The organism is uncultured Sphingobacterium sp. (genome assembly GCF_964277905.1).
In the GTDB taxonomy this organism is placed as follows: Bacteria; Bacteroidota; Bacteroidia; order Sphingobacteriales; family Sphingobacteriaceae; genus Sphingobacterium; species Sphingobacterium siyangense.
The window spans coordinates 422,841-445,982 of record NZ_CAXYKD010000048.1 but is presented as its reverse complement, the minus strand read 5'-3'; the positions used below and the strand labels follow the sequence as shown (position 1 = coordinate 445,982).

At 39.4% G+C, this 23,142-nt stretch carries 20 protein-coding genes; 11 read left to right on the top strand and 9 right to left on the bottom strand.

The features are described from left to right. Positions 1-63: 63 nt before the first annotated feature. Together ACHWSC_RS23560 and ACHWSC_RS23555 are read right to left on the bottom strand one after the other, a co-directional pair. Complete coding sequence (locus tag ACHWSC_RS23560; protein ID WP_147420919.1) at positions 64-378, bottom strand: hypothetical protein; 315 nt, start codon at positions 376-378, stop codon at positions 64-66. Positions 379-1,465: 1,087 nt separating this feature from the next. Beyond that, positions 1,466-2,398 (bottom strand): SPFH domain-containing protein, encoded by a 933-nt coding sequence (locus ACHWSC_RS23555; RefSeq protein WP_075992121.1) that lies wholly within the window; start codon positions 2,396-2,398, stop codon positions 1,466-1,468. 558 nt (positions 2,399-2,956) lie between these two features. Between ACHWSC_RS23555 and ACHWSC_RS23550 the strand changes: the two genes are divergently transcribed. After that, positions 2,957-4,735, top strand: a complete 1,779-nt coding sequence (locus ACHWSC_RS23550) for an NPCBM/NEW2 domain-containing protein (RefSeq protein WP_394678374.1) — start codon at positions 2,957-2,959, stop codon at positions 4,733-4,735. A 14-nt stretch (positions 4,736-4,749) separates the two neighbouring features. On the opposite strand, the gene ACHWSC_RS23545 is transcribed toward ACHWSC_RS23550, so the two are convergent. Then, entirely contained in the window at positions 4,750-5,067 is a 318-nt protein-coding gene (locus tag ACHWSC_RS23545) for a hypothetical protein (RefSeq protein ID WP_394678373.1), read from the bottom strand. 422 nt (positions 5,068-5,489) lie between these two features. Here ACHWSC_RS23545 and ACHWSC_RS23540 point away from each other — a divergent pair, with 422 nt between their 5' ends. From ACHWSC_RS23540 to ACHWSC_RS23530, 3 genes are all read left to right on the top strand, one after another. Continuing rightward, positions 5,490-6,086, top strand: coding sequence for a DNA-3-methyladenine glycosylase (locus ACHWSC_RS23540; protein WP_394678372.1), 597 nt, complete (start codon positions 5,490-5,492; stop codon positions 6,084-6,086). A gap of 118 nt (positions 6,087-6,204) precedes the next feature. After that, entirely contained in the window at positions 6,205-6,603 is a 399-nt protein-coding gene (locus ACHWSC_RS23535; RefSeq protein WP_394678371.1) for an STAS/SEC14 domain-containing protein, read from the top strand. Between the two features lie 145 nt (positions 6,604-6,748). Continuing rightward, positions 6,749-7,336, top strand: a complete 588-nt coding sequence (locus ACHWSC_RS23530; RefSeq protein WP_394678370.1) for a hypothetical protein — start codon at positions 6,749-6,751, stop codon at positions 7,334-7,336. 42 nt (positions 7,337-7,378) lie between these two features. On the opposite strand, the gene ACHWSC_RS23525 is transcribed toward ACHWSC_RS23530, so the two are convergent. Beyond that, positions 7,379-7,837 (bottom strand): hypothetical protein, encoded by a 459-nt coding sequence (locus ACHWSC_RS23525; RefSeq protein WP_394678369.1) that lies wholly within the window; start codon positions 7,835-7,837, stop codon positions 7,379-7,381. 549 nt (positions 7,838-8,386) lie between these two features. Between ACHWSC_RS23525 and ACHWSC_RS23520 the strand changes: the two genes are divergently transcribed. Together ACHWSC_RS23520 and ACHWSC_RS23515 are read left to right on the top strand one after the other, a co-directional pair. After that, on the top strand, positions 8,387-11,059 hold the full coding sequence (locus ACHWSC_RS23520) for a DEAD/DEAH box helicase family protein (RefSeq protein WP_394678368.1): 2,673 nt from the start codon (positions 8,387-8,389) through the stop codon (positions 11,057-11,059). 75 nt (positions 11,060-11,134) lie between these two features. Beyond that, on the top strand, positions 11,135-11,677 hold the full coding sequence (locus ACHWSC_RS23515; RefSeq protein ID WP_394678367.1) for an SMI1/KNR4 family protein: 543 nt from the start codon (positions 11,135-11,137) through the stop codon (positions 11,675-11,677). Between the two features lie 11 nt (positions 11,678-11,688). On the opposite strand, the gene ACHWSC_RS23510 is transcribed toward ACHWSC_RS23515, so the two are convergent. Together ACHWSC_RS23510 and ACHWSC_RS23505 are read right to left on the bottom strand one after the other, a co-directional pair. After that, positions 11,689-12,261, bottom strand: coding sequence for a glutathione peroxidase (locus ACHWSC_RS23510; RefSeq protein WP_394678366.1), 573 nt, complete (start codon positions 12,259-12,261; stop codon positions 11,689-11,691). A 340-nt stretch (positions 12,262-12,601) separates the two neighbouring features. Next, positions 12,602-13,891: a glycoside hydrolase family 71/99-like protein gene (locus ACHWSC_RS23505; RefSeq protein WP_201670826.1), complete on the bottom strand. Its 1,290-nt coding sequence runs from the start codon at positions 13,889-13,891 to the stop codon at positions 12,602-12,604. Between the two features lie 487 nt (positions 13,892-14,378). On the opposite strand from ACHWSC_RS23505, the gene ACHWSC_RS23500 reads away from it, so the two are divergent. The 5 genes from ACHWSC_RS23500 to ACHWSC_RS23480 all read left to right on the top strand — a co-directional run bounded on the left by ACHWSC_RS23500 (position 14,379) and on the right by ACHWSC_RS23480 (position 20,793). Further along, entirely contained in the window at positions 14,379-15,200 is an 822-nt protein-coding gene (locus ACHWSC_RS23500) for an ATP-binding protein (RefSeq protein ID WP_394678365.1), read from the top strand. 24 nt (positions 15,201-15,224) lie between these two features. Then, positions 15,225-16,967, top strand: a complete 1,743-nt coding sequence (locus ACHWSC_RS23495; protein WP_394678364.1) for an ABC transporter ATP-binding protein — start codon at positions 15,225-15,227, stop codon at positions 16,965-16,967. Then, positions 16,967-18,772, top strand: coding sequence for an ABC transporter ATP-binding protein (locus ACHWSC_RS23490; protein ID WP_088161156.1), 1,806 nt, complete (start codon positions 16,967-16,969; stop codon positions 18,770-18,772). Before ACHWSC_RS23495 ends, ACHWSC_RS23490 begins: the two co-directional genes overlap by 1 nt. 176 nt (positions 18,773-18,948) lie before the next feature. Next, entirely contained in the window at positions 18,949-19,845 is an 897-nt protein-coding gene (locus tag ACHWSC_RS23485) for an SDR family oxidoreductase (protein WP_201670820.1), read from the top strand. A 9-nt stretch (positions 19,846-19,854) separates the two neighbouring features. Next, positions 19,855-20,793 (top strand): AraC family transcriptional regulator, encoded by a 939-nt coding sequence (locus tag ACHWSC_RS23480; RefSeq protein WP_205398696.1) that lies wholly within the window; start codon positions 19,855-19,857, stop codon positions 20,791-20,793. A 138-nt stretch (positions 20,794-20,931) separates the two neighbouring features. Here the strand turns inward: ACHWSC_RS23480 and ACHWSC_RS23475 are convergent, their stop codons facing one another. From ACHWSC_RS23475 to ACHWSC_RS23465, 3 genes are all read right to left on the bottom strand, one after another. After that, complete coding sequence (locus ACHWSC_RS23475) at positions 20,932-21,285, bottom strand: YtxH domain-containing protein (RefSeq protein ID WP_394678363.1); 354 nt, start codon at positions 21,283-21,285, stop codon at positions 20,932-20,934. A gap of 199 nt (positions 21,286-21,484) precedes the next feature. Continuing rightward, positions 21,485-22,000 carry a hypothetical protein gene (locus ACHWSC_RS23470; protein ID WP_145327393.1) on the bottom strand — a complete coding sequence of 172 codons (516 nt, stop codon included), beginning with the start codon at positions 21,998-22,000 and terminating at the stop codon, positions 21,485-21,487. A 259-nt stretch (positions 22,001-22,259) separates the two neighbouring features. After that, entirely contained in the window at positions 22,260-23,114 is an 855-nt protein-coding gene (locus tag ACHWSC_RS23465; protein ID WP_394678362.1) for an AraC family transcriptional regulator, read from the bottom strand. Between the last annotated feature and the right edge of the window lie 28 nt (positions 23,115-23,142).

Below are 23,142 nucleotides of genomic sequence, written 5' to 3'. Positions count from 1 at the left end.
ATTTAGTTTAGAAAGACGGGGTCAAAGCCCCGCTTTTGTTTTTGTGTAAGAATGAATAAAAGTTTAGTTGTTTGCAACCCAGTCATGCATTGCTGCAAAGAAATTAGCACAGCCGCCAGCTGAAGAAGCATAATCTGTGTAGACAGCGCTGCCTAATAAAACACCATCACAGCTATAAATACTTACTTTAAAATTACAGCGTACGAATGCCGCATTCGTTTCCGTGGTTGCCTCGGTAACCCTAACCGTATTGTTGGCCAGGCGCTGGGAAGTTGTTTTCACAGATGCATTTCCGTTGACTGTTGTTGCGGCTGTCTTGGCCGAAGCAACAGATGATAGCATCACCATTGCTACCAAACTCATCATTAATCTTTTCATTGTCTTTAAATTTACTTGTTAAACCATGGTATGTTTTGAAGACATACCCTTGTATATGGCAGTAAAAATAAAGACACATTTAATTATTTAAATGATGATTAAATATCTGTAAATGGTCACTTAGAATTCGTAGCTAATTAGTTACTATTCGCAATGGCTTATCGCTAAATAACTCGAATTATGGAGCAAATCGTTTTGAGGTAACGAAGTAAAAAGCTCTCCTAAATACCTGTTGAGGGAAGCTAAATAAAATTTTCTCGATAATAACCAATGCTTGGAGCATCTGTCGTTATAATATTCTCATTTTGGTCAAAAGCATATAGCGAGGAATTCCTGTCACTAAAATACTTGCCTTAAGGCAAGTATTTTAGGCCTTTTATGCTTTAGTTTTATAAGATATATGCTTTTTAATCATGCAGAATCTATTTATAGTTATTACAATAAGTTGTTTTGTATTATTTTGGTTCGCTGTACGCCACAAACTTTCTACGCGAGTTTATATCATTTGGTCGCTCTTCATATCATTTGCCGCTGTTGCAGGATTCTTTATACAATTTCCCCCATCTTTCGCCTTAACGCTATTGGGTACAGTTATAACAATCGTCTGTTGTTCGATACTATTGGTTAATACAAAAATAAATATGTATTTGCTTTTGGCGATCCATATCTCGCGTATTCCTGTAGAATTTATTCTCTATGCTTTATTCAAAGCTAAAATGCTGCCGCGAGAAATGACTTTTATTGGCTGCAATTATGATATAGTTTTCGGAATTACTGCCTTAATATTTTTGATAACGGGCATATTCTTTCGTAAAATTTTCAATTTCCAGATTTTCAGATTATGGAACATATTCGGTATTTGCTCAGTTCTCATTGTTGTTCTTCTAGGAATACTGTCATCCCCAATTCCTATACAATTGATCGCTTACGATCAGCCAAATATTGCTATGTTACAATTTCCATATGCTTTATTGCCCAACCTGGTGGTACCCTTGGTAATCTTATCCCATATCCTGCTTTTGAGGAATTCAGTTACATCAACATTTAGATAATACGTCTATGGAAGAGCTTCTTTGGATTTCTATCCCTAAAGACCGCCATCTTTAGGAAGATCAGGCAATTGCGCACTATTATGTCCATCAATCTTCTGTGCCGCTGCAATTGAAACAACCAAATCATTCAGCATAGAGCTTGCTGCTGTCGGCGAGTTAGGAAGCAAAACCAAATTACTTCTGCTATTGGCGCCGATAGCATTCAGTGTATCATAATGTTGCGTAACCACGATTAACGCAGAGGCTTCCTGTGCATTGATATTGGCAGCATTCAGCATTTTTACAGATTCTTCCAGTCCCTTCGCAATCTCTCTTCGCTGATCTGCGATACCCTGTCCCTGTAGTTTTTTAGATTCTGCCTCAGCTTTTGCTACAGCAACAATTCGTATTCTCTGAGCCTCAGACTCATATTCTGCGGCTGTTTTTTCACGTTCAGCAGCGTTGATTCTGTTCATGGCATGTTTGACCTGTTCATCAGGATCAATATCTGTCACTAATGCTTTAATAATATCGTAACCGTAGCTTTGCATCGCATCCTGCAATTCACTTTTTACGGCAATGGCAATATCATCTTTTCTTACGAAAACGTCATCTAATTTTGTTTTTGGAACTTCAGCACGCACAACATCAAAAACATACGATGTGATCTGATTTTCGGGATTCTCCAAACGATAATAAGCATCTTTTACGTTGTCTCTGATTACCTGATACTGGACAGAAACTTTCATCTTGATGAAAACATTATCCAGTGTTTTGGTATCAATTATGACATCCAATTGCTTTATTCTAAGATTCAGACGTTTAGATATTTGATCCAAAAACGGAATTTTTAAATGCAAACCAGCATGACTTACTTTTAAAAATTTACCCAGCCTTTCTATCACAGCAGCAGATTCTTGTTTTACCGTATAAAATGAAGCAAATAATGTAATAAGTCCAAAAAAGACCAGAATTCCTAAATATAGCATAACCTTAAATTTAATATTGGTGATATACAAACTTACATCTTTACATTGTCATTCTTATATCAATTCCTTCATTTTTCGGTAAATATCAATCGCTAAGTTATCATCCCCAAATATCACAATGGTTCATCTGATCGTACTAGGCATAATCAACGCTTTACCTCTGCAATCCTGTCATAAAGCTACCTCCGCTGATACTCCCATTTATAAAACGAAAGCAGCTGCTATAACAAATACGTGAGAGTATTAAGACGATATAATTCCACAAAGGATCTTTCATCAATTCGGGCTCCGCATATGCATAACACCTTGATAGATGGACAGCACTCCACCCAAATAAAATATGAAAATAGAAACCACAAAAGACCAAAAACGGAGGAGTTATTATTTGGGCCAATCAAGCTGGACTTGATCTCTCGGGTTATCGTAAGGAAGAATAAATTGATTTCCCCTTCACCAGCGTTTCAAGCCAAATAGGATATAAAACGATATAGAAGAGGAACTTATGCATATTATTAATGAAAATCATGCTGATTTTATTTAACTTAGTGTCTAGATAATATGAAACCTAGATTAAACCTAATTGAAATCAATAGCGATTGTATATTACCATGGATGAAACGTCAGCCAAACTTCCTCTGGATAATGCTGTCTATTTTACTATTAACACTCAACCAATTCGCTCAAGGAGCAATTTCAAAAAATAAAAGTAAACTGCTTCATACTGTTAAGGTTGTTTATTTTTATCCTGCTGACAAAAAACTATCTTCCGATTGGAAAAATCGTCTCGACCGAACACTGAAAGATATCTCCTCCTATTACAAAACTGAGCTTGGAAATTCGGGATTTAAGAGTGATGGTATCTCTTTTGAGACAGACGATTCGGGTTATCGGTACCACTTGGTTCAAGGGGCGAAATCCTCAAATGATTATACAATAAATTCAGGGCGTGAAATAGAAAATGAAATCTTCGAAAAACTGGCACCTGCTATCAATCCAAACACCGAACATATCCTTGTTATTAATGCTTTAAGCCATAAAGATGAAAATGGTACCTACATCTTTCATTCGCCATACTATGGAAGGGGCTCTGCTTCCTCGGGCTTGTGCATGGTTGCAGACTGCGACCTCCTAGATCCGGCACTACTCACGGACGCAAGCACCAAAATAACTTTTACTGAGATGTTTGCCACAAATAAAGCATGTACTGTAGGAGAGTTCAACAGTTGGTACCTTGGTGGGATCGCACATGAAATGGGCCACCTTTTTGGATTACCACACGATCATGGTTTTCCAAATGAGTTCAATTCAAAAACGATTTCCTTAATGGGAGAATATGGCAGCAGGCACTACAAAGACGAAAAATGGGGAGGTTTAAAATCAGCTAAATTTTCCAAAGCCTCAGTATTTCAATTAAGTAGTCATCCCATATTTACACAGCGACCAAAACCTATCCAACAAAAAAACGAATTCCTATTACAATCATTTAAGCTATTTCAAGCTGAAAATACGACAAAATTAAAGCTCCAGTACCGTGCAGGTACAGTACCATATGGCGTTGTAGCGTTGATCCACCCTTATAATACCTCCGAGTATTTGAGCAACAGCTTTACCGCTGTAGTCAACCAGAGCAATTCTGTAGAAATTGATATTGTTCCTTTTGAAGGCAATATACCCTATGAAATTAGAATGCTGTTTTTATTTGACAACGGATCAGTTAAAGAATACCGAAAAATGGTTAGCCATAGTAACGAAGGAGATTTCCTAACCATTAATAATTTTGGTCAGGCTACCGTCAATGACCTGATTAGAGTAGTAGAAAATGACAGCCTGGATAATCAAAAACAGGCCAAGTTGAGTGTCTTAAATCAATTGTTGCAGGACGACCAACCCATCAACCTTAAAACCATAAAAAAGGATAGTATCTTTCTTTCTGACGCAGCATGGGAAGAAGCTTACGTAGGTTGGGAAAACCCAGCGAGAAATTATTACACAGCAGAATCTAACGCTTTATTTTTTCTAGAAAACAGCGCTAAGGTATATCGCAAAGGATTATATGCCCATGCACCATCCCTATATAAGTACAAGCTTGCAAAAAAGTGGCGGCAATTAAAAATCATCGCAGCTTTACGTGACGGCGCTCAAAAACCAGAGGGCATTCAATTTATCATCCGTGGTAATAGGAAAATCCTTTCTTCCCATAATGTCAAGCCCAATGAACAGTATCTTTTTGATCTAGATATCACAGGTGTCGATGATCTTGAGCTCCTTACGCAAGATCAAAGTGGCAACAACTTTAATGCCTGGTCAATTTGGTGCAACCCATATCTTATAAAATAAAAAAATGACGCCCCCTATTCATCGAGTTCGTAAAGGTATTTCCAGGAGCTTACATATTCCCAGAACTGGCCAGGCAATTTGATCTCACTCCTATTTTCTTTGCGGTTCAGCAGTTCATCAAAATCTTTTGCCATCACAAAAACCCGAACCTTGGCTCGGTCAATTAGGACAAGGTAATATGTAAATACCTTTTGTATTTTTGCTTCCGTCGGCTCAATGCTCAGCGCCACACTGTTGTCCTTATTTACTGCGTGCCACGTTAAAGCAATATTGGTATGGATACCTGAAAAATCGCCGTCATCATATTTTTTTGGCAGACCATACGTATACATTGCTTACTATTTGTCAGCCTATGCCACCTTCCCTATTGCCGCTGTTAGGCTTCACGAAAATTAAGATAAAAAGGCTTTTTATCCGCGCTGTAATTTGAGTTTGAAAATCATTTGCTTAACTACTCTTCGTTAGCGATAAAATGGTGATTTTCCCTATATTTAATCAACGTTAGACGATGGACATAATCGTTGACAATTTGATTCATAGATGATGATGGGTAAGGTTATTGATGTTGCCAGTTATGGCATGGTATTGCTTTCAGATTTGGATTGGCTAATCTTGGAGAACACATACGATGTAACCTAGGAGAAAAAGAACTGGGAAATAGGGATAAACAAAACTGTGCTTAGAGAAGGATTGAATACCTCTACCGATACGAGTACCATACGAATGATAAATAAGTCAATTTTTTGTATAAAGGATGAGTAAACTGCCTAAATCTTATTATAACAATACCGATACTTTATTCCTGGCAGAAGATCTGTTAGGAAAGGTACTCTATACGCAAAAAGACGGCCTGCTAACAGGGGGTAGAATTGTCGAAACTGAAGCTTACTTTGGCGTTATGGATAAAGCATCTCATGCATTTAACGGAAAGAGAACCTCCAGGACTGAGCCGATGTATCGTGAAGGTGGTGTGGCCTATGTATATCTATGTTATGGGATTCACCATCTGTTGAATATTGTTACCTCTGGTGCAGCGGATCCTCAATGCGTTTTAATCAGGAGTATTGAACCGCTCGTTGGCATTGACGTGATGGCTTTACGGAGACACGTGTTACCAGAAAAACCCTCATTTTCCAACGGACCAGGTTCTTCGGCCAAAGCTTTGGGAATTGACGCGTCGTTTAATGATGCGCTATTGACCAACGACCGCATTTGGATTGAAGATCAGGGATTAAAATACAATCCCGCACAAATCGGAAAAGCAGCACGAATCGGTATCGCTTATGCTCAGGAACACGCGGCTCTACCCCTACGTTTTTTTGTAAAGGAAAGTAAATATGCCAGAAAGTGACCATTCATTCGTCAGCCCCCGCAATTGGGTTTCAATTCATGTTCGTAACTCAATTTCAATTACGTTCCATATTTTTTAACTTTACTATACAGATGAAATACAAAATAATAAAACCAATATGATCAATCAAATAAAAAAATTTAAAGGCAATGCACTTGCGCTGGAATTAATAGGAACATTTACAGAAACTGATGTGCTTTTGATAGAACAGCTTTTCGAAGAAAAATTGAATGAAGGTTATGCGCATGTCAACATATTGATTAAGGTTAAAGACATGTCTGTGATGAAAGACATGAAATTAAAAGCATTTTTTGAAGGGGAATTATGGGGAATTAAACATTTCGGAAAAATCGGACGCAGTGCAGTTGTATCCCATTCTGATTTCATGAAGTCAATAGTCAATATTGAAAACAAGATGCTCCATTTATTTAACTCGGCTTTAGAAGAGCGATATTTTGATGAAAATCAGTTAGAGGAAGCATTAGAATTCATCGAGAACAGCAATAGAAAAATTTGATCTGCGAATTACGGACAAATCAGATGGCTTATCCTGAAAAAATTAGTATAATTTAATGATAAAAAATTGTTTCTTTATTCTTTTACTTTTCGCATATTAGTCCCTGTTAAATTAACCAATTTTGAACGAGTAACAAATTATCACCATGGAAAGACCTTATGATGGTATTGCAAATATTGACCAAACGTCAAATGGATACCAAATTACCATCCCTGCAAAAAAACATATGCCTGTCATAACATTCCTTAGTTTGTGGCTGGTCGCTTGGTTTATTGGATTAAATTTTGTTGGAGGCTCGTTCGTAAAGGACTTTTTTAATAACGGAAATAGCGGATTAGAATTTGATCGGTTGTTTCAAGTAATCTGGTTGATTGGCTGGACTCTGGGGGGCTTATTTGTGATTAAAACATTATCGTGGCACTTAATTGGAAAAGAAATCATCGTGATAGATCGTGAGCAGATCAGCATCGCCAGAAAAAATGATATATTCTTCAGAAATAAGATATTTGATCTACGGGAAGTAAAGAATTTTCATATCGAAGAGGAACCCTTTGAATTTGTTTTTTGGGGCCGCAGGAATGATTTGTCGTTGTTTAAAAATAGAGGGACTATTCGATTTGAATATGGTTTTAAAACAATAAAATTCGCGAATGACATGGATCAAGCTGAAGCGAATTACATCTTAGAAACATTAAGATCATCGGGGTATCTGAACTCAGCCAATTTTGATTAATTTGATTAAGCAAATAGTCAGACAGACGACAATGATGCAGTTTTATTGCTGAACTTTCGGAGCAGCCTGCTGTTTTTCGATTATTTTTCTGAACAGGACAAATTCTAAGACGGTGCTGGCTAGATAAACAACAGAAAACAGGAGCAGCATTTTTAACGGGGCGAGAACCATATTATATTTATAAACTCCAACCAAAATATAAATAATCAGTAAGACCAGACAAACAGCAGGTATTCCCGAAAATGTCAGAAACGATAATACTTTATTTCGGCGAATTTTTTCGATGTGATTTAGAAAAAATAGTAAAGAACATAAAATCACTACGAAAAGATAAATTGTTGAAAAACCTAAATTGACAACAATGTCCAGTATAACTATAATCGTCTCCAGAAATCCTGTAGCAGCCGTATTCGTCTCTGCGATAACAAGTCGGTATAGGATAAATAGCGCGACACTTATCAGTACATTAACCAACCAAAATCTGAATATAATTTTTCCCATATTACCCGTATTTTTATAATTACTGTTGTCTATTCATCGATAACACTTTCAAGTACGCTTACAAAGATATCAAGTTATTTTCCGGGAGTGATGTACGAATATAAATTCTGTCTCCGCGAATAATAATTGTTCCGCTGTCCAATAAGCCTAACGGAGGATGAAACGATGCCAAATCCCGCTCGCCCAGAATTAATCAAAAATTAACCAACTGCTAAAATTAATCGCTTGAAACTAGCCCGTTTTTGGAGGGTGTACGGATCAAGCACAGATCAAGCACGGATATAACACTGATCAGGCACAAGGGACTAGTGCTTTGAAAATGCTTTAAACGTACTTAGGGGGCACCTCCATGTTGGATAAAACGGCTATTTTTTTCCCTTCGGTAAGTATATACAATATTTAACTTAAAAGAAATATAATTTTAATATACCACTTATATTCGAGGTCAATAGAAGGAATTACACAAGTCTTTTACGGCAAATCGTATTTGCAACCAAAATTGGTATATTGCACTACAATATAGTGTAAATTTTAAATTATCCGGATCTATTGACTGAATACCCTAAAGCAATTAAATTCAAATATTCATGGCGCAATTACCAACTTCGGGTACTTGAAGAATTACAAGAGCATCTTAAAGATGGTCATTTACATGTGGTGGCACCACCTGGTTCAGGTAAGACAGTTTTGGGGCTTGAAGTCGCTATACGCATCAATAAACCAACACTAATTCTCGCACCGACACGTGCAATCCGTAACCAATGGATACAACGGTTCTGTGAACTTTTTCTTCAAACGGACACCGTGCCGGACTGGATCTCCAGGGATATCCGGAATCCGAAATTTTTCACCGTAGTAACCTATCAGGGGCTGCATGCTGCCTGCAATGATCAGGATGCACCGGAGCTCGGGTCAAACCTTGAGCTTATCCTAAAGGGATTGAAATCGCAAAAAATCGGTACGATTGTCGTCGACGAAGCACACCATCTTAAAAATGAATGGTGGCATACATTAACCCATATAAAGAAAAAGCTGAAGCCGACGGTTGTTGGTCTAACAGCAACTCCACCTTACGATGTCACTCCAATAGAATGGCAGCGCTACATGGACCTCAATGGCCCCATAGATGCAGAAATTTCCGTCCCCGAACTTGTCATTGAGGGTGATCTATGTCCACATCAGGATTATATCTATTTCACCAATCCTAGCCAAAAGGAAAGACAGTTTATTGCCGATTATAGGGATGGCATGCTTAAACTGTTTAAGGAAGTAAGCAGCGACAAAATCGTACTTCAGGCGGTCCAAAATCATCCGATATGGTTAAACCCGATGGATGATCTCGACTGGGTCTATAATAACCTGAAATATTACTCAGCATGCCTAATTTTTCTCCATGCCAACCAAATTCCAATTCCCGAGCTCCATATGGAGATCATCGGTGGCAAAGATTTTAAAATACCTCGCCTGGATTATGAATGGCTCGAAATTCTACTTGAATTTTATCTGTACCAGGAAAAGGTACATTTCAATGCGTTTGAAGAACACCGCAACATGCTAGAAAATAGATTACAAAGGCATGGTGCCACGGAAAGAAAACGGGTTAACTTTTCCCAAAATAGCCGTGTCCGACAATATTTGACATCCAGTATCAGTAAAATGGACGCTATTACAGCGATTGTGGATTTTGAATATGAAAGATTGGGTAGAAACCTACGGCTGGTAGTCCTTTCGGATTTTATCCGAAAAGAATTCTATGTAAGCACCGACCATAATACGCTTGAATTGAACAAAATAGGTGTTATCCCTATTTTCGAAAAATTGAGACGGGAAAATAAGAATAATAAGAAAATCGCTGTACTTACAGGATCCATGATCATTATTCCGGCTAGCACTTACGCTGCATTTCAAACCACTGCTGCTAAGTATGATATTTATGACAACGCTGCGAGCCCTGTTCCTTTTGATACAAATTACCTTTTAATAAACCAGACAGAGGGACTTAAACACGATATCGTTCACATCGTCACACAGCTATTCCAGACTGGAGAAATTGAAGTCCTACTGGGGACCAAGTCATTGTTAGGTGAAGGCTGGGACGCTCCGGCAATCAATGCCCTGATTTTAGCGAGCTTTGTCGGCTCATTTGTACTTTCCAATCAGATGCGGGGTCGGGCTATCAGAGCGCAACAGGGCAATAAGGACAAAACGGCAAATATCTGGCATTTGGTATGTGCCGACTCCACTTCCGCAACGGGCGGTGATGACCTTAAATTATTAAAGCGACGGTTCAAAAGTTTTGTCGGCGTCTCGCTGCGACAAGAACCTGAAATTGAAAATGGTATAGGCCGTTTTGATCTACCCGAAAACATAAACAACGTTGGGGAAATTTCACGGAAAAATGCGGAAATGTTGTTATTTGCTGCCGACCGAGAGAACCTCAGACAGCGGTGGAATGATGCGCTTAGCAAAGGAGTGAATCTCGTCGAGGAGATCAAGATACCTTTTGCGGAAGAACAAGATTATCAACGTGTAAAATCGTTGTATCTCAACAAAACAATTAGAAACTTACTCGCGACAGTGGGCGCTTCCTGGCTTAGTTTTGGACTTGACAATGTACAGGGATTTTTTAGAGCATTAAAAAATATGCAAAGCCTAAAAGATTTTTATATTTACATGGCCAGCTTGAGTGCAGTCGGAATGCTGCTTTTCGGTAGAAATACAGTCAGGTCACTCAGACTATATTTGAAATATCGAGATATTTCCAAAGATCTCAACCAAGTGAGTTATGCACTCTTAAATGGCTTGCTAAAAGCTCATATCATACGGACTGATCGAAACGAAGTAAGAATAGAAACGCAAGTTGATCGCTCGGGTTCCGTTTACTGCCATTTGGAAGGAGGCACAACATACGACAAATCAATATTCATCAATGCACTACAGGAGATTATTGCGCCGATCAATAATCCGCGTTATGTGATTGTCAGGAAAAACAAATTTGCTTTTTTTGTCAAGCAGGAAGATTATCATGCTGTTCCGGAACTGTTGGCACGCAAAAAAGAGTTCGCCGAATATTTTAGCAATCAGTGGGAAGCACACGTTGGGAATTGTGATTTAATCTTTACCCGAACAATTACTGGCAGAAAATTGATCTTAAAAGCACGGGCGAAATCATTAGTGGCACAACTGGATGAAAACGTACTGCAGGTAAGTAAGTGGCGGTAAAGAAATAAGTTAAAAAAAAATCAACAATAGGCAGGAAATTTTGAATCGTAATATGCGAATTTTTATAAAAACGTTATGCTAAATAATACCTTTGATCTGCAAATAGAAGGTACACCTTCTGAATTTGGGGATCAGTCAATTCTCGAGAATTTTAGATTCCCAAATGGAAAAGCTTTTCCTAAATCATACAAATCCTTTGTAAAAAACTATGGATACGGGTTAGCATTAGGTGAATTTCATATTTATATTCCGATGGGCAACTATGGAGATTCATTAACTGTTAGATCCGATGAAATTAGAAGTACCTATATTGATGATGTTAAAAATGATGATATTTGGTTTGATATAGGTCCTGACTGCTCGCTGTCAATCGTAAAGCGATTGTTTCCCTTCGCTTCCAGCGACAATGGCTACTATCTCTTTTGGGACTATGAAATTGATGTAGCAGGCGAACTGGATATTTATATAACAGATTTTAAGGGTACAGGATTTAGAAAAGCTGGCAAATCAATCGATGAACTCATTAGTAATTTGACTGGCGGTTCTATTAAAGAATTTCTCCCATTCTGCAGCCATCCACTACCGCGGACTTTCAAATGTTTAAAGAAAGTTGAATGAGCGCTATCTAACTAATCGAGCAACGCCACAATTGCAGGATCCTCGGGATCTATTTTTGGAGGAAAATGCTTCATAAGCCTGCCATTTTCATCGATTAGATATTTCTGAAAATTCCACAAGACAGCAGAACTTTCTACGCCGTTCAAGCTTTTGTTGGTCAACCACTGATAAATAGGCGCCTGCCGTTTTCCTTTAACATCAATCTTTGCTGCCATCGGAAAAGTTACGCCGTAATTCCGTTGACAAAAAGCAGCTATTTCGGCATCCTTACCAGGTTCTTGGTCTAAAAAATCATTTGAAGGAAAACCTATAATAACCAACTTATCACTGAATCTTTTATATAAGCGTTCAAGCCCCTCGTACTGAGGTGTAAACCCACATTTAGAAGCGGTGTTTACAATGAGTATCTTTTTACCTTTAAATTGCGCGAAATCGATGCACGAGCCGTCCAACCCCTTAACTTTAAATCCATATAGCGTAGCTGATTTCAAAGCCATATCTACTTTAACGTTACCATTGGTGAATAAATAATAGGCCACACCTGCGGCGACTACCGCAACAATGAATAAAATTATAAAGAGCATTTTTTTTATTTTTTTTTGAAACATGACAATCGATATAAGCACGAAACCATCCCAGAATCGTCTTTACTTAGGTCGATGAACACCCTTGGACTTGCGACCAAGGACGATACATAACAACCTTGCCGATCAACGTTGTACAAGGCAAAACGTATTCTGCAAAGTCTTATAAACGATGAGTTCAGCGTTTACAATGGATTAAAGTTACTAAAGAAAGTCTGAATTGGAAATGAAAAATGCTTTTCTGATCGGATAATAAACAGTATAAAAAACCGAATCTTCATGACAAAGATTCGGCTACACTATTAAACTATATAAACCAATTGTGTACGTTAAAGTTGACTTATTGAGGGGATGTTGGTCTATTTGGGCTTAGCCCTATCTGTCCCTTTAGCATCTTTCCACCATCCATTGTAATCCGGAGATAATAATCTGAAGAGCAAACAGTCCCATCTTCATCCATAGATTTAATCCCCAGCCCAACAGGAACATCATGTTGAGTTGCAGCTGTCTTCGCTATCTGATTGGATTCGTTGTACTCATCAAACATGGACACATAAATGCTCTTGACACCAAGCGCGGTCAAATTATAGAGTTGTCGCCACATAAAATCACCATGTTTTCGTTGCCCCTCCTGCAGTGACCCCGGCAATACACAGGGCTGATAGTCTATGTTATTTAAATTGCAAAACTGTAGATCAGCATTTTGGATATGCTGCGCATAATGGTCCACGTCTGCAATGGTTCCGATGCGGCCTACCATCCAAGGTGACAACATATCAAATGATTTGTAGACATCGATATAGCCTTGTCTCGAATCTCCTCCTGTTTGTGCCAACCTCCAGTGTGTTGGCGTACCGCCCATGACATAGCAGCCTTGATCGCGAAACCACTGAATAACCTCCAGACAAACGGCTGCTGACCAGGGATGGTTGTTGTCATTAAAACCGAATCCCCAAATACCGACCACAGGCTTGCCGTTCTGTTTGGCATAGGCAGTAGACTGGGTATATTGTTTCATCAGATTTAGCCAATCATTTTTTATCTCAGCCTGCATATTAACCCAGGCCGACACATCATACATGATATAGAATTTGATACCATGTTGCTCGGCGGCAGTTTTAACTTTAGCCGTAATCGCATTACGAATAGGACCTTCTATCCCTGTGGGATTAAATCGCTGCAATGCCGCCGTGTGGATACCGTAATCCTTCATCCATTTAAATTGGACATTGACTGTCTGATCGTCAAATGAAGAAAACAGAGATGCAGGCGAACCATTGCCCAATGCCGGTAAATTGGTATTGTATTTTTTTTGATATTCGCTGTTGTCAGGCCAAGAAGGAATATGGAAATTACCTTGGGTCGGCGTCTGCTGCCAAGCCTCAGTCCAGTGCCACCAATGTGTTCCCATGGGTGAATTGTCACCCGCACAGGAAAACCAGCCCTGGTATCCCACGGTAATCTGCCCAACGACATCGCCTGTCGCGGAAACCCCATTGTTGCCATTCGCTTTTTTGGCCTCCTCTTTCGGGATAGATTCTTCAATCTTCTTTTCGCTCTTTGAACAGGACATCATCAAAGCGATCAACAAGAAGATTATACATACTTTTTTTTGCTGCTTAATACTCATAATTAAGTGATTTTTTATAAATGGTTGAAGACTGGTTTATACATATTGGTTTATTTCAATGCTAGTCCCCATACTGCCTCGTTGTTCCGGAAGGCTAAATTTTTACTGGGGTTATTCTTGAAATCAAAGTTATTATGTACCATTAATGAACTATTAACAAGAAATTAATAGCTTCCATAAATCTGTATAAAATGAAAAATTATTTATAAATACATTTAATGTGCGTACAGTAATTTTGCTGTATATTGAAAATAAATACTACACCAGTTTATTTATAAAGAAGTAATTGATCTGAGCGATCCGATGAGGTTTTCTTTCGAAAAAAGAAAACAATACGATCTAAATTCTGTATATTAAATGAACTCAATGGTCGGTTTTTTTTCTTGACTACAACTATTTCTTCTTTAGCGGAAGACCAAAGTTCCCTTGGGTAATCGTTATTTAATTCGAATAAATTAAACTAATATAAATCTCAATCCGATTTTCTATGAAAATTACGTTAACATTAACCCTTATCATGTTTGTACAAGTCCTATTTGGACAGAAGTCTTTAACGCCCCAATGGCAATCGGACACCACCCTAAGATCTCCAGAGTCCGTTTGGGTAGATGCCAAAAACAAAGTACTCTATGTTTCAAATACGATCGCCTTCGAACCTAATACTACAGCATTCATCAGTAAACTGGATATGGACGGAAAATTTATCAAAAGAGATTGGGTTACAGGACTCAATGCTGTTTTGGGTATAGGAATCCACAAAAACCGGCTCTACGCGGCTGAAGCATTCTCTAAATCCATTGCCGTCATCGATATAGATAAAGCAAGCATCGTCAAAAGAATTACCATCGATGGTGCTGAGCTGCTCAATGACATTACTGTTGACTCAAAGGGTATCGTTTATGTAAGTGATACGCGACTTGGAAAAATCTATCGCATTGAAAACGACTCTCCTATGCTTTATGCAGAAAACCTAAAAGGTGCAAATGGGTTGCTGGCTGTCGGCAAAGACTTGTATGTGCTATCGGATGGCGCGGTTGTTAAGATAGATCAGGATAAAAAAACTACCGTAATATCGAAAGGTATGGAAGGCGGATTGGACGGTGTCGTACAAATTAAACCCAACGAATTTGTAGTTTCTGGCTGGCAAGGACTGATCTATCATGTCAAACCTGACGGCTCCAATGCTGTATTACTTGACACACGTGACAAAAAGATAAACGCTGCCGATATCGGATACGACAAATCTTCAGGTATGCTGTATGTGCCTACCGTTAGGAGTAACAGCGTTCAGGCTTACAAACTGGACTAGATGATTTAATGGATATACAGGCAGATGAAGCTTTCCACGTTTACCCCTTATACCAAGTCATTTAGAAAGGCTTTTTTGATTATTCCTTTTTTCGTTGTGATCGATGTATTTTGCGAGATTGTACAACCCCGTCTGATGTCTATCATTGTCGACGACGGAATCTTGCATAAAGATATCAACTACATTTTGAAAATTGGATTGGCCATGATCGGATTAGCGATCGTTGCTATCGTTGCCAATTTATGCAACATCTATTACTCTGCACACGCGTCGGTGGGTTTTGCGACGAATCTCCGGACGGCCTTGTTTCGAAAAATACAATCCTTTGCTTTTGCGGATACCGATTATTTCAGTTCGGCCTCGCTAACAACACGGCTCACCAACGACACCAATATGATGCAGCAAGTCATGATGATGTGCTTGCGTATGCTTCTAAGAGCACCCCTTATGATGGTTTTTGCCATTATCTTTGCAGTTTCTATTAATAAGGATCTGTCCATCGTGATGGCCATTGCATTGCCTATATTGGCCTTAAGTATTTTTATTTTATTACGCAAAGGACTCCCCTTTTTTATCAAGATGCAGCAGGCAGTTGACCGTGTCAATAGTGTTGTGCAGGAAAATCTACTCAATGTGCGGGTAGTAAAAGCTTTTGTACGACAGGATTTTGAGAAAAAGAAATTCGACAAAGTGAATTTCGATCTGATGGATGTTGCCACCAAAGCTTCGAGCATCGTTGTCCTTATCATGCCTGTCATGCAATTGGTGATGGGTTTGTCGCTTGTTGCCGTGACCTGGTTTGGCGGACAAAAAGTAATGACCGGAACGCTTGCGCTGGGTGGATTGATGTCATTTCTAAGTTATATCACGCAAATCCTTATTTCTTTGATGCTACTTTCATTGACTTTCATGATGATTTCAAGGGCAATCGCTTCTGGCGATAGAATTGAAGAAGTTTTAGAGAAACAACCCTCCTTAACGGATACTGCGGAAGGCCTCCAAAATAGATACGCCATCACAACGGGACGGATCGCATTTAAGCAAGTCACTTTCCGTTATAACTTACAAAGTGAAAAACCCAACCTTGACAATATTAGCTTCGAAGTAAAGCCTGCGACTATCCTAGCAATCATAGGTGGCACAGGTTCGGGAAAGAGCACTTTGGTACAATTAATTCCACGATTATATGATGTGTCTGAAGGTGCCGTTTTAGTAGATGGCATCGATGTCAGAAATTACCAACTACAGGAACTGCGCAGCCAGATTGCGATTGTGTTGCAGCAGAACCAACTTTTTTCAGGAACGATTTTAGAAAATCTCAAATGGGGAAATGAGCAGGCAACAGAAGAGGATATTTACGCTGCCGCTAGGATTGCCTGTGCAGACGATTTTATACGCTCCTTTCCCAGCGGCTATCAGACACTACTGGGACAAGGAGGCGTCAATGTTTCAGGAGGACAAAAACAACGCATATGTATTGCCAGGGCTTTATTGAAGAAACCTAAAATCTTGATTATGGACGACAGTACAAGTGCTGTGGACATCGATACCGATAGAAAAATACGTGAAGGTTTAAAAAATTATCTGCAGAACACCACCCTATTGATTATCGCGCAGCGTATTTCGAGCGTCATGCATGCCGACCAAATATTGGTCATGGAAGAAGGCCGCATTGTCGGTTCTGGATCACACGATGTACTTCTGCAAACAAATACCAGCTATCAGGAAATTTATCAGTCACAACACCTGCAAAAAGAAGAAGCCTAATGAGTACCTCAAACAAATCCATTCCCGTGAGTTTACCTGGCCCCGGTAGTTCAAGACGCATTAAAAATGAAAAGCCTCAACAGGGATTTAAAGCTTTATGGCGATTGATGCGCTACCTTTCTTCGCAACGGCTGATGCTCCTGCTGATTTTAATTTCACTTTTGCTGGGAACTGCAGGGACACTGGCAGGCAACTACCTTTTACGGCCTGCGATCAACAATTATGTCCTCAAAAAAGATATTGTTGGTCTAGGACATATTGCCCTGGTCATGATCGGAATTTATATCGCTACAGGAATTTTCAACATGTTGCAATACCGACTGACCATAAAAGTGGCACAGAAAACGATTTCTAACCTCCGAAATGATCTGTTCGACCGCATGCAGTACCTCCCTTTGCAATTTTACGATACCCATCAGCATGGTGATCTGATGAGTCGCTTCACCAATGACATGGATACAGTAAGCGATGCCCTGAATAATAGTATCACACAGCTTTTAATCAGCTCAATTACTTTGTTGGGGACACTCGCCCTCATGCTGTATATCAGCCCTATCCTATCGATTATTGCATTGATCATGATTCCGCTGATGTTATATCTGGCGAAACTGATCATCAACAAGAGCAAGAGTTTTTTTGCCGCCAACCAAGCTGCGCTCGGCAATGCCAATGGCTATGTGGAGGAAATGATCAGCGGACAAAAGGTAGTGAAGGTTTTTGGCCACGAAAACGCTGCCATCGAACAATTTGAGCAGCTTAATCAGGTACTGCGGGAAAAAGCAACAAAGGCCCAGTTTTATTCTGGAATGATGATGCCTTTGATGGCGAATATGAGCACCATTAATTACGCGCTGACTACCATCGCAGGTGGTATTCTAGTGATCACACGTGGATTTGATTTAGGGGGGTTAACTGCATTTTTACAGTATGCACGGCAATTTGGACGGCCTGTAAACGAGATTTCCAGCCAATACAACAGCTTACAGGCAGCTCTTGCGGGCGCAGAACGTATTTTTGCCGTTATTGACACTGCTCCTGAAAGTGAAACGATAGATCCATTGCCAATGCCGGCTCCGATTCAGGGCCAAGTGACACTATCGCATGTAAATTTTGGCTATGTACCCGAAAAACAGGTTTTATTTGATATTGACATCGACGTAAAACCAGGACAAAAGATCGCTTTCGTGGGTGAGACCGGCGCCGGCAAGTCGACAATTATCAATTTGCTACCTCGCTTCTACCCTTTGCTATCCGGGGATATTCTTTTAGACAAGACATCTATTTTTAAGTTGGATCGCAATGAACTGCGTAAAAAACTGTCTATCGTATTTCAGGACACCCATTTGTTTACCGATACGGTCATGGAAAACATCCGTTATGGCAGGCTCACCGCAACGGATGATGAAGTGATAGCGGCAGCAAAGCTTGCTGCCGCAGATAGCTTTATCATGCAACTGCCACAAGGGTATAAAACCGAATTGACCAATGACGGGGCCAATCTGAGTCAGGGACAGCGGCAGTTAATTAACATCGCCCGGGCAACTGTGGCCAATACGCCAATCTTAATATTGGATGAGGCGACCAGCTCAATCGATACACGCACTGAAATTGCTATTCAGGAAGGTATTGACCGGTTAATGCAAGACAAAACAAGCTTCGTCATTGCCCATAGACTCTCGACCATAAGGAATGCCGACGTAATCTGTCTGATCGAAAAAGGGAGAATCGCCGAGTTCGGTTCGCATGTAGAACTCTTAAAGCAAAAAGGTAAATATTATCGTTTGTATATGGGACAGTTTGACTGATCATTTCGAGATTTTAATACGATACTCCTTTCATGACAGAAGCCTTGTTTTGAAAAATACTGCAGCTTACGAAATACAAGTTCATCGATTTTCTGAAAGATGGCTACAACATTCTGACATTTGGATACATCTGCGGGCAACTTTACACAGAACTTTGTCTCAAGAAAAAAAAGATTATGAAAGTATTTATAACTGGAGCTTCGGGCTTTATAGGTTCAGCAGTCGTTCAAGAAATGATCGATGCGGGACATCAAGTAACTGGTTTAGCACGCTCAGAAAAATCAGCAGAGATAATCGCCAATTTGGGTGCTAAGGTAATCCGTGGCGATCTTCAGCACTTGGATATATTAAAACAAGCCGCTTCAAACGCCGACGCCGTCATCCATACGGGGTTTTCCCACGATTTGATGTTTGCAAATGAATATGCAAAAGCTGCCGAAATTGATATCAATGCGATCAATGCCATGGGCGAAGTGCTGCTCGGTACACAAAAATCGCTTGTCGTTACAGCTGGAACCTTGGGTCTACCACTTATCAACGGGTTCGTCACAGAGGAAAGTACACTTCTAAATTCACCGAGAGGTTCAGAACCTTCGGCAATGGCCCTGGCAGCAAAAGGTGTCCATGCTTCAGTGGTTCGCTTACCACCCTCTGTTCACGGCAGCAGTGATCTTGGCTTTATGGCAGGCTTCACATCAAGTCTGATCCAATTTGCACGCGATCATGGTGTTTCGACCTATCCCTTAAATGGGGACAATCGTTGGCCAGCAGTTCATCGTTTAGACGCTGCAAAAGTTTTCTGCAAGGCGGCCGAGAAAGCCGAAATTGGGGCATTGTACAACGCTATTGGTGAAACTGGCATTAAAATCAGTGCAATTGCTGAACTGATCGGCACGAAATTACATTTGCCTGTTACTTCATTACGGGGTGAAGATATTGTCAAACATTTCCAATGGCTGAGCCATTTCATCACCTTCGATAGCCCGGCGACAAGTTTTGAGACACAGCAGCAATTAGATTGGTCGCCTACGCATATCGGTTTATTGGAAGATGTTCATCAGAATTATTTATAAATTTGTTATATGCCACAAAGTCGAACACAGCGTATAAAAACGATCAGTGAATTTCATCAATTAAGAGGTTTACCACAGCCTGAGCATCCATTGCTCAGTGTTGTGGACTATTCAAAGATGAAACGTTCTCCTTTGGATGATGCTTCGGCCTTATTGTTTGATTTTTATGTCATTTCCAATAAAAGGGGCATCACAGGCAAAATGCGCTATGGGCAGCAGCTATTTGATTTTGACAACGGTGTACTCGGCTTTATGTCGCCCAATCAATTGCTGAAACTGGAAGAAAATGACGCTGTTACCAACGTAAACCGAAGCGGGTGGATGTTGCTTATTCATCCAGACTTTTTATGGAATACCACATTGGCGAAAACCATTAAAGAGCATGAATTCTTCGATTATTCGGCAAATGAAGCTTTATTTCTTTCAGAAAGTGAAGAGAAAACACTAAACGATATTATTGGAAATATCCAACGGGAATATCGAGCAAATATGGACAAATTCAGCAAGAACATTATTGTATCAAACCTCGAAACATTACTGAATTATTCGGAGCGTTTTTACAACCGACAATTCCTGACGCGAGAGAAAGCCAATAATCAGGTTTTAAATCGCCTGGAAGAACTGCTGAATGCTTATTTTTCTACAGATGGTTTGATCTCAAATGGTCTTCCATCCGTTCAATATATCGCAGATAACTTAAATATTTCCTCTAAGTATCTCAGCAGTTTGCTTAAAGTACTAACGGGGCAAAGTACCCAACAGCATATTCACGAAAAACTGATTGAAAAAGCAAAGGAGAAATTGTCAACAACGGCACTTTCCGTTAGTCAAATCGCCTATGAATTAGGCTTTGAACATTCACAGTCATTCAGCAAATTGTTTAAAACAAAAACCAAACTTTCGCCCCTAGAATTTAGAGCCGGATTTCACTACGCTACTGAAAGCTAACGAAAACCATCGAATAACCATTGGATATGGGAGAAATGACCCATCTGGGCATGGACATTATAATTTAAGAGGTGAAGATCAAAAAAAAACAGCAGACCGCACAATGTCTATTGCCAGTTCTGCTGTTTGAATCAAAAGTTATTTTTCTTTTTGATCTTTAAATGCATCCTTAATCGCTTTTGTCTCTTCGGCAGTCTTAGCACTTATTTTATCTTTATACTTATCAAATTCATCAGAGACCTTATCAGCCACATGGCCTGCTGTCTCGCTAATTGAGGATGACACATGATCATACTCTTCTTTCACTTTATCGGCTACTTCGTCATATTTATGTTTTGCCTGCTCTTTGAGATCCCTTGTTTTTGCCTTGATTTTCTTTCGCGTTTTTCTTCCACTATTCGGTGCCACCAATACACCTACCAATGTACCAAGTGCCGCTCCCGCCACCATTGCCAGAAGTAATCCCGTTGAATTATTTTTTCCGCCGCACATCTTTAATTTCTTTAAACAATCGTAATTAAGCATATATTTCAAAATGATTATGTTGTTAAAACTCTTACAAATTCTAACAATAAAAGCAAAAGATTAGTTTGTCATATTTTAAATAATGTACAACAAACTAGATTACAGCATCACATGAATCGAAAGGCGCTAAAGATGAGCGTGCGAGAACGGCTTGGATCAAATAGATCTACTGGATTCGACTTTTTGGTTCTGCCCCCAATTCAGTGTTGATTTTCTTTTGTTTGAAGTATTGAAAAATGACTGCAATAATAAAAAGCACAAAAAGGAAAAGAAGGGTCTGTCCAATAATTGGATCATTTATATCCGTTGCCAAGGGACGTCCGACTGGAACTCTGGTAAAGGTCTCATTAACAGCAGGCACCAGCGACAAGAAAAAACTGAATGACCATAGAAAATTCTCAAAATACCGGGCCTTCGTACTACTTTTCTTTGTTGCGTGCAGCCAATAGGCCACCGTGACAAGAACCAAGATGAAGAGTGAAAAAACATGCCCGGCATTGAAGCCACCCTGTTTCGAAATTCCTAATGCCGTAAGAGAAGTGATGGCTGTCGCATAAAAATATAACTTCCCCGATAATACTTTAAGATTGATCTTGCCATAGCTGATAAAACCTAATACAGCGCCTAAAAGTGCTGTAAGACCAATAACTGTGTGGAAAACTCCTAAACCTGATAAATTCATTTTTTCTATTTTTAATGTTGATAATTTCAAAAAAATGTTCCTGTAATGTAAGGTCGTTGTCAGGCTTTCACGGCACAATCCATGGAATAACAACCCTTTAATGGAACACTACAAAGTTGCAATAGAATAAGAAAAATGGTTTTTTGATTTCGTTCAAAGATTTGATATTTTAGTTCAAATAACAGGACTACAATCTTATTGGAGAAAACTTGGTCCCCTCGATAAAAATGGAATACCATATACAAATGACCATTGGTTTTTAGTTGCTTTTAAGCTGTCGACGATAATTTGTTGGCGATATGTGGTATTTGTCACTAAAACTCTTTGTAAATGTTGCGAGGTCGTTAAATCCACAGTTAAAGGCAATTTCGGAAACACGCTGATTGGAAACCAAAAGGAGCTCTGCCGCCTTTTCGAGCTTCTTATTTTTGATGTAGCTGGCAGGTGTATCATGATATAATTTGGCAAACTCTCTTTTAAATGAAGAAACACTCAGATTATTCTGTTCCGCAAGCTGCTCAATGGTCAATTGAGAAAAGAGATTGGCTTCAATGATCTGTTTAAACGAATAGGTACTTGAAGAAAAAAGCTGTGATAATATCACCCGTATGACCGACGCGTTTCTCGTTTGGGACAGGAGCAATATAATTTCTTTTAATTTGAGCACCAGTATATCTTCATTGATCAATGAAGGATTTTCAAAATAGAACAGCAAGCCTTCCACATATTTCTGGATCAGGAAATCATTGTCAATTTTTTCTTTTGATTGGTTTGAAATGATATTTTCGGGTTCAAGCAGCAACGAAGGTAACTCTCTATCGTAAACTTTCTTCAAGGTATCTGGATAAAAAGTGACGATTAACAGCTGACAATCTTGCGATGGATTCACATCTTGGATTCGCTTTCCAGAATTAATACAATTCAGCAATAAGGAATAATGCTTCACAATAGTTAGCTCTTCGTCATTTGCTTGGTATTGCATCTCCCCTTCCAGCACATAGAGGAAGCAAGCCTGTTCCGCTACTGGAAATTCAAATGTAAATGGTGCCTTCAAAGCAATTTTTTGCATCATCGGTCTTCCAAATAGCTCATACTTTTTGTAATCATTTACCATTGTGCCGCTCAATTTCTCAAATTTAACG